The organism is Pseudomonas sp. Pseusp3 (genome assembly GCF_047304225.1).
In the GTDB taxonomy this organism is placed as follows: domain Bacteria; phylum Pseudomonadota; class Gammaproteobacteria; order Pseudomonadales; family Pseudomonadaceae; genus Aquipseudomonas; species Aquipseudomonas fluorescens_CD.
In genome coordinates, this window is the sequence record NZ_JBGLYV010000163.1 from 1 (window position 1) to 8,118 (window position 8,118).

4 protein-coding genes are annotated in these 8,118 nt (G+C 61.2%); all 4 read right to left on the reverse strand.

Annotated elements, in window-relative coordinates:
- Positions 1–137 precede the first annotated feature (137 nt).
- Entirely contained in the window at positions 138–1,205 is a 1,068-nt protein-coding gene (gene hemE, locus ACCD00_RS29310) for a uroporphyrinogen decarboxylase (protein WP_413428713.1), read from the reverse strand.
- Positions 1,206–1,458: 253 nt separating this feature from the next.
- A complete protein-coding gene (locus ACCD00_RS29315) occupies positions 1,459–2,877 on the reverse strand; it encodes an FAD-dependent oxidoreductase (protein WP_007975602.1) in 1,419 nt (472 codons plus the stop codon).
- A gap of 32 nt (positions 2,878–2,909) precedes the next feature.
- The gene (gltB, locus tag ACCD00_RS29320; RefSeq protein ID WP_413428714.1) at positions 2,910–7,355 is read right to left on the reverse strand and encodes a glutamate synthase large subunit; all 4,446 of its coding nucleotides are present in this window, start codon (positions 7,353–7,355) and stop codon (positions 2,910–2,912) included.
- 350 nt (positions 7,356–7,705) lie between these two features.
- The coding region (locus ACCD00_RS29325) for an SPOR domain-containing protein (protein ID WP_413428715.1) at positions 7,706–8,118 on the reverse strand (413 nt) is incomplete at its 5' end.

The window sequence follows — 8,118 nt, forward strand, 5'->3', positions numbered from 1 at the left end:
GGCGGCGGTGGCGGCCCGCCCCTTCAACCCTTCTCCCCACCCCCGCGCGCCGCCCCCCCCCCCCCCCCCCCCCCCACATTTCGATCTGCGCATACAAAAACGCCCGGCATTTGCCGGGCGTTTTTATTGGGTGCTGATCACTCGTGATACTGCGCCGACAACTCATGCACGGCACGCAGGAAGGCGCCAGCATGTTCCGGGTCGACTTCCGGCGTGATGCCATGGCCGAGGTTGAACACGTGGCCGCTGCCCTTGCCGTAGCTGGCCAGAATGCGCCCGACCTCAGCGCGAATGGCTTCCGGTTTGGCGTAGAGCACGGCCGGGTCCATGTTGCCTTGCAGTGCGACCTTGTCGCCGACACGGGCGCGGGCGCTGCCGATGTCGCAGGTCCAGTCCAGGCCCAGTGCATCAGCACCGGCGTCGGCGATGCTTTCCAGCCACAGGCCGCCGCTCTTGGTGAACAGGATCACCGGCACCTTGCGGCCTTCGTGCTCGTGGATCAGGCCGCTGACGATTTTCTTCATGTAGGCCAGGGAGAACTCCTGGTACGCCGCCGCCGAGAGGGCGCCGCCCCAACTGTCGAAGATCTGCACCGCTTGCGCGCCGGCCATGATCTGTCCGTTGAGGTAGCTGGTGACGGTCTGCGCGAGCTTGTCCAGCAGCAGGTGCAAGGCTTGCGGGTTGTCGTAGAGCATGGTTTTGGTCTTGCGGTAGTCTTTCGACGAGCCGCCTTCGACCATGTAGGTGGCCAGTGTCCATGGGCTGCCGGAGAAGCCGATCAGCGGCACACGGCCGTTCAGTTCTCGGCGGATGGTGCTGACCGCGTCCATCACGTAACCCAGGTCTTTCTGCGGATCGGGAATCGGCAGGGCTTCGATGTCGGCCAGGGTGCTGACGACTTTCTTGAAGCGCGGACCTTCGCCGCTTTCGAAGTACAGACCCTGACCCATGGCATCGGGGATGGTCAGGATGTCGGAAAAGAGGATGGCCGCGTCCAGTTGCGGATAGCGGTCCAACGGCTGCATCGTGACTTCGCAAGCGAACGCCGGGTTCATGCACAGGCTCATGAAGTCGCCGGCCTTGGAGCGGCTGGCGCGGTATTCAGGCAGGTAGCGACCGGCTTGACGCATCATCCACACAGGGGTGACGTCTACGGGTTGCTTGAGCAGGGCGCGCAGGAAACGGTCGTTCTTCAGGGCAGTCATGTCGGCATCCGGAAAAAAAGTGAGGGCATTTTCTCAGAGCTAGACGCAAAAGGCACGAATGCAGGTCAGCCTTTTGTCTATCGGGTCAATTTATCGCGGAGAAACACCGGTCTTCGCAACACCACAAAACCAATGTGGGAGCGGGCTTGCTCGCGAATTCGGTGTGTCAGACAAAAAATCTGTCGACTGACACTCCCTCTTCGCGAGCAAGCCCGCTCCCACAGCTTTACTGCATTTCAGCTCAGGATCGCGGTTAGACGCCCAGGTAATCCAGGATCCCTTCCGCCGCATTGCGGCCTTCGAAGATCGCCGTCACCACCAGGTCAGACCCGCGAACCATGTCGCCACCGGCGAAGATTTTCGGGTTGCTGGTCTGGTGCTTGTACTGACCTTGCTCCGGTGCCACGACGCGGCCCTGGCTGTCGGTCTGGATCTCGAACTGCTCGAACCACGGCGCCGGGCTCGGGCGGAAACCGAAAGCGATGACCACGGCGTCGGCCGGGATGATCTCTTCGGAGCCCGGGATCGGCTCAGGGCTGCGACGGCCACGGGCGTCCGGTTCGCCGAGACGGGTCTCGACCACCTTCACGCCTTCGACCTTGTCTTCACCGACAATGGCAATCGGCTGGCGGTTGTAGAGGAACTTCACGCCTTCTTCCTTGGCGTTCTTCACCTCTTTGCGCGAGCCCGGCATGTTCGCTTCGTCACGACGATAAGCACAGGTCACCGACTTGGCGCCCTGGCGGATCGAAGTACGGTTGCAGTCCATCGCCGTGTCGCCACCGCCCAGAACCACGACCTTCTTGCCTTTCATGTCGACGAAATCTTCCGGCGACTTTTCAAAGCCCAGGTTGCGGTTGACGTTGGCGATCAGGAAGTCCAGCGCGTCATAGACGCCCGGCAGGTCCTCACCGGCAAAGCCGCCCTTCATGTAGGTATAGGTGCCCATGCCCATGAATACGGCATCGTATTCTTCGAGCAGTTGCTCCATGGTCACGTCCTTGCCCACCTCGGTGTTCAAGCGGAACTCGATGCCCATGCCGGTGAAGACTTCGCGACGATTGCTCAACACGGTCTTTTCCAGCTTGAACTCAGGGATGCCGAAGGTCAGCAGACCGCCGATTTCCGGGTTCTTGTCGAACACCACCGGGGTCACGCCGCCGCGCACCAGCACGTCGGCACAGCCCAGGCCCGCCGGGCCCGCGCCGATGATCGCGACACGCTTGCCGGTCGGCTTGACCTTGGACATGTCCGGGCGCCAGCCCATGGCGAACGCGGTGTCGGTGATGTACTTCTCCACCGAACCGATGGTCACCGCGCCGAAGCCGTCGTTGAGGGTGCAGGCACCCTCGCACAGACGGTCCTGCGGGCACACCCGGCCGCAGACTTCCGGCAGGGTGTTGGTCTGGTGCGACAGCTCGGCGGCCTGGAGGATATTGCCCTCGGCCACCAATTTGAGCCAGTTGGGAATGAAGTTGTGCACCGGGCACTTCCATTCGCAATAGGGGTTACCGCAACCCAGGCAGCGGTGGGCCTGGTCGGCCGACTGCTGGGGTTTGAACGGTTCGTAGATTTCCACGAACTCTTTCTTGCGTTGACGCAACAGTTTCTTCTTCGGATCCTTGCGCCCGACCTCGATGAACTGGAAGTCATTATTCAGACGTTCAGCCATTTTAAAACCTCATCAAACTCTTCAGGCGCATATCACTGCGGGTTGGCACGGGTGCTGGAAAGCAACGATTTCAGGGAGGCAGCCTTTGGCTTGACCAACCAGAAACGGCGCACGTAATCATCGAGGTTCTCGGCGAGTTCACGACCCCACTCGCTGTCGGTTTCCTCGACGTACTCGTTCAGCACGCGTTGCAAATGGCTGCGGTAGGCTTCCATCGCCTCGCCGCTGATCCGCTGGATTTCCACCAGTTCGTGGTTGACCCGGTCAACGAAGGAGTTGTCCTGGTCGAGCACGTAGGCGAAACCGCCGGTCATGCCAGAGCCGAAGTTATAACCGGTCTTGCCCAATACGCAGACGAAACCACCGGTCATGTACTCGCAGCAGTGATCGCCAGTGCCTTCCACGACAGTGTGGGCACCGGAGTTACGCACAGCGAAGCGCTCACCCGCGGTGCCGGCGGCGAACAGCTTGCCGCCGGTGGCGCCGTACAGGCAGGTGTTACCGATGATGGCACTGTCCTGGGTACGGTAGACGCTGCCCTTTGGCGGAACGATCACCAGCTTGCCGCCGGTCATGCCCTTGCCGACATAGTCGTTGGCGTCGCCTTCCAGGTACATGTTCAGGCCGCCGGCGTTCCACACGCCGAAGCTCTGCCCGGCCGTGCCTTTGAAGCGGAACGTGATCGGCGCGTTGGCCATGCCCTGGTTGCCGTGCTTGCGCGCGATTTCGCCGGAGATCCGCGCACCGATGGAACGGTCGCAGTTGCAGATGTCCAGGGCGAACTCGGCGCCGCTCAGGTCGTTGATCGCCGAGGTGGCCATGTCGACCATTTTCTCGGCCAGCAGGCCTTTGTCGAACGGCGGGTTGCGGTCTACGCCACAGAACTGCGGTTTGTCCGCCGGTACGTGGTCGCTGCCCAGCAACGGGGTCAGGTCAAGGTGATGCTGCTTGGCGGTCTGGCCTTCGAGAACTTCCAGCAGATCGGTCCGGCCGATCAGCTCTTCGAGGGAGCGCACGCCCAGCTTGGCCAGCCACTCACGGGTTTCTTCGGCGACGTAGGTGAAGAAATTCACCACCATGTCGACGGTACCGATGTAGTGATCCTTGCGCAGCTTCTCGTTCTGGGTCGCCACGCCGGTGGCGCAGTTGTTCAGGTGGCAGATACGCAGGTATTTGCAGCCCAGGGCAATCATTGGCGCGGTGCCGAAGCCGAAGCTTTCAGCGCCGAGGATGGCCGCCTTGATCACGTCGAGGCCGGTTTTCAGGCCGCCGTCGGTCTGTACCCGGACTTTGCCGCGCAGGTCGTTGCCGCGCAGGGTCTGGTGGGTTTCGGCCAGGCCGAGTTCCCACGGAGCGCCCGCATATTTGATCGAGGTCAGCGGCGATGCACCGGTACCGCCGTCGTAGCCGGAGATGGTGATCAAGTCCGCGTAGGCCTTGGCCACACCGGCGGCGATGGTGCCGACGCCTGCTTCCGCTACCAGCTTCACCGACACCAGCGCCTGCGGGTTGACTTGTTTCAGATCGAAAATCAGCTGCGACAAGTCTTCGATCGAGTAGATGTCGTGGTGCGGCGGCGGCGAAATCAGGGTCACGCCCGGCACTGCATAACGCAGCTTGGCGATCAGGCCGTTGACCTTGCCGCCGGGCAGTTGACCGCCCTCGCCTGGCTTGGCGCCTTGGGCGACCTTGATCTGCAGCACTTCAGCGTTGACCAGGTATTCCGGGGTTACACCGAAACGACCGGTGGCAACCTGCTTGATTTTCGAGCTTTTGATGGTGCCGTAGCGCGCCGGGTCTTCGCCGCCTTCACCGGAGTTGGAACGCGCACCAAGGCGGTTCATGGCTTCGGCCAGGGCTTCGTGAGCTTCCGGCGACAGGGCGCCCAGCGAAATACCGGCGGAGTCGAAGCGCTTGAGCACCGACTCCAGCGGTTCGATTTCGCTGATGTCCAGCGGCGTGTCCAGGGTTTTGACTTTCAGCAGGTCGCGGATCATCGACACCGGACGGTTGTCCACCAGCGACGTGTATTCCTTGAACTTGCTGTAGTCGCCCTGCTGCACAGCGGCCTGCAGGGTGTTGACCACGTCCGGGTTGTAGGCGTGGTACTCGCCACCGTGGACGAACTTCAGCAGACCGCCTTGCTGGATCGGCTTGCGCGGGCTCCAGGCTTCGGTGGCCAGCGCTTTCTGCTCGGCTTCGATGTCGACGAAACGCGCACCCTTGATGCGGCTCGGTACGCCCTTGAAGCTCAGGTTGCAGACTTCCTCGGACAGGCCGATCGCTTCGAACAGTTGTGCTCCGCGATAGGAGGTGATGGTCGAGATGCCCATCTTCGACAGGATCTTGAGCAAGCCCTTGGTGATGCCTTTACGGTAGTTCTTGAACACCTCATAGAGGTCGCCCAGCACTTCACCGGTACGGATCAGGTCGCCCAGCACTTCATAAGCCAGGAACGGATAAACGGCAGAGGCGCCGAAACCGATCAACACGGCGAAGTGATGCGGATCGCGTGCGGTTGCGGTTTCCACCAGGATGTTGGAGTCGCAGCGCAGGCCCTTTTCGGTCAGGCGATGGTGCACCGCACCGGTAGCCAGAGAGGCGTGGATCGGCAACTTGCCCGGGGCGATGTGACGGTCACTCAGCACTACCTGGGTACGACCGGAGCGCACGGCTTCTTCAGCCTGATCGGCAACGTTGCGGATTGCCGCTTCCAGGCCGACGCTTTCGTCGTAGTTGAGGTCGATGATCGCGCGCTCGAAGCCCGGACGATCGAGGTTCATCAGCGAGCGCCACTTGGCCGGTGAAATGACCGGCGAGCTGAGGATCACGCGCGAAGCGTGTTCCGGCGACTCCTGGAAGATGTTGCGCTCGGCACCGAGGCAGATTTCCAGCGACATGACGATGGCTTCGCGCAGCGGGTCGATCGGCGGGTTGGTGACCTGCGCGAACTGCTGGCGGAAATAGTCGTATGGCGTGCGCACGCGCTGGGACAGCACGGCCATCGGCGTATCGTCGCCCATCGAGCCCACGGCTTCGTAGCCTTGCTCGCCGAGCGGACGCAGCACCTGATCGCGCTCTTCGAACGTGACCTGGTACATCTTCATGTATTGCTTGAGCTGGTCGACATCGTAGAACGCCGAACCGTGGTCGTTGTCTTCCATGGTCGCCTGGATGCGCAGGGCATTCTTGCGCAGCCATTGCTTGTACGGATGACGGGACTTCAAACGGTTGTCGATCGCGTCGGTGTCGAGGATCTGACCGGTTTCGGTGTCCACGGCAAAGATCTGGCCAGGGCCGACACGGCCCTTGGCGATCACGTCTTCAGGCTGGTAGTTCCAGACACCGATTTCCGAGGCCAGGGTGATGAAGCCGTTCTTGGTGGTGACCCAACGCGCCGGACGCAGACCGTTACGGTCGAGCAGGCATACCGCGTAGCGACCGTCGGTCATGACCACGCCGGCCGGGCCGTCCCACGGCTCCATGTGCATCGAGTTGTATTCGTAGAACGCGCGCAGGTCCGGGTCCATGGTCTCGACGTTCTGCCACGCAGGCGGAATGATCATCCGCACACCACGGAACAGGTCGATGCCACCGGTGACCATCAGCTCCAGCATGTTGTCCATGCTCGAGGAGTCGGAACCGACACGGTTGACCAGCGGGCCGAGTTCTTCCAGGTCCATCAAGTCGTTGGTGAACTTGGTGCGACGGGCCACGGCCCAGTTGCGGTTGCCGGTGATGGTGTTGATCTCGCCGTTGTGCGCCAGGAAGCGGAACGGTTGGGCCAACGGCCATTTCGGCAGGGTGTTGGTGGAGAAGCGCTGGTGGAACACGCAAATCGAGGTTTGCAGGCGCTCATCGCTCAGGTCCGGATAGAAGGCGGTCAAATCCGCCGGCATCATCAGGCCTTTGTAAATGATGGTCTTGTGCGAAAAGCTGCACACGTAGTGATCGACGTCGGCGGCGTTGGCCACGGACGAGCGACGACGGGAGGTGAACAGCTTGACGGCCATGTCCTGATCGCTCAGGCCTTCACCGCCGATGAACACTTGCTCGATCTGCGGCAGGCGCTCAAGGGCCAGGCGGCCGAGGACGCTGGTGTCGATCGGCACTTTGCGCCAGCCGACCAACTGCAGGCCGGCGGCCAGGATCTCGCGGTTCATGTTCTCGCGAGCGGCTTCGGCTTTGACCGGGTCCTGGTTGAAGAAAACCATGCCTACAGCGTACTGCTTGGGCATTTCGACGCCGAAGGTTTCCTGGGCGATGGCTCGCAGGAACACGTCCGGTTTTTGAATCAGCAGACCGCAACCGTCACCGGTCTTGCCGTCGGCATTAATCCCACCGCGGTGGGTCATGCAGGTCAGGGCCTCAATGGCCGTTTGCAAAAGGGTATGACTGGGCTCGCCCTGCATATGGGCTATCAGGCCGAAACCGCAGTTATCCTTGAATTCATCTGGTTGGTACAGACCTGCTTTCATAGACACTTTCTCACCAGGCTGCCTCTGATCGAGGCAAATTTCTTTTCAATTCAACCACTTGCCATCCACGCTGAACGTTCGCCAGCTTTGCGGGGGCAAAAGGGAGGTCATTGTACACACCGACACTTGGCCTCACAAATTTGACGACGAAATGTCGCAAATCTATGTCGCATTTGTGAAAGGTTTAAAGCGATCTGCTGTGCTAGTCAAAACTTTTTTTAATTTTGACCGCAACGACTCAAAGACTACTGTGACGCAGACACCACAAGGCACGCGGCCCGGAGGGCAGCGCGCACTTGTAGAAATTTTGAGGTGCTTGGAGAGGCGGCCTGGGTAAGGCCGCCGAATCTTCAGCGAGTTGTTGCCAGTTCCTGTTGGACGCTGGCGACAGTGCGAGGCCAAGGTTTACCAGCCTGAACCTTCGCTGGCAAGGCCTTGATGGCGGAAACGGCTGCATCACGATTGGCGAAGTTGCCGTAGGTGATCACGTAAAGCGGCTTGCCATTGAGGACTTTCTTGAAATAACGGTACTCGCCGCCCTGCTCCTTGACGAAGCTTTGTGCGGCAGTTTCGGAGCTGGTGCCGAGGATTTGCACCACGTAGTTGCCCGGCGCCTGACCGGCGTACCAGGTACCGCCAGCAGCCTTGGCCACCGGAGCCGGTTTCTCGACAGGCTTGGTCGCCGCAGCAACGGCTGGCTTGGCTGGCGCTGGTGCAGGCTTGGCCACTGGAGCAGGCGCCGGAACAGGCGCTGGCTTGGCGG